This is a genomic window from Serratia sp. 506_PEND (assembly GCF_001076875.1).
Classification (GTDB): Bacteria; Pseudomonadota; Gammaproteobacteria; order Enterobacterales; family Enterobacteriaceae; genus Serratia; species Serratia marcescens.
Genome location: NZ_JVEL01000569.1, coordinates 1 through 450, shown reverse-complemented (window position 1 = coordinate 450; position 450 = coordinate 1). Strand labels below are relative to the sequence as shown.

The following is a 450-nucleotide window of genomic DNA, read 5'->3' as shown; positions in this document are numbered from 1 at the left end:
TCACCAGCACTTCGGCGTACTGCGTCGGGTGCAGCGACAGGAACGCGGCGCCGAAGCAGGCGGAGAAGGTTGGCGTCGGTTCGGTTACGCCGCGCTCGGTGCCGGCCAGTTTGGCGGTGAAGCCGGACAGGAAGTGGTACTGAGTCTGGTTGGCGGTCAGGCGTGATACCGGCGGCAGCACGCCGAAAGCGTCGGCGGTCAGGAAGATCACCTTGGTGGCGTGACCCGCCTTGGACACCGGCTTGACGATGTTCTGGATATGATAGATCGGGTAAGAAACGCGGGTATTCTCGGTTTTCGAACCATCGTTGAAGTCGATGCTGCCGTCGGCCAGCACGGTGACGTTTTCCAGCAGCGCATCGCGTTTGATGGCGTGGTAGATGTCCGGTTCAGCTTCTTCAGACAGCTTGATGGTCTTGGCGTAGCAGCCGCCTTCGAAGTTGAACACGC

General features: G+C 60.7%; 1 protein-coding gene. It reads right to left on the bottom strand.

What is annotated here, in order from left to right; translation table 11 throughout:
- On the bottom strand, positions 1-450 hold a 450-nt coding region (locus tag ADK28_RS25310; RefSeq protein ID WP_048796979.1), incomplete at both ends, for a phosphoenolpyruvate carboxykinase (ATP).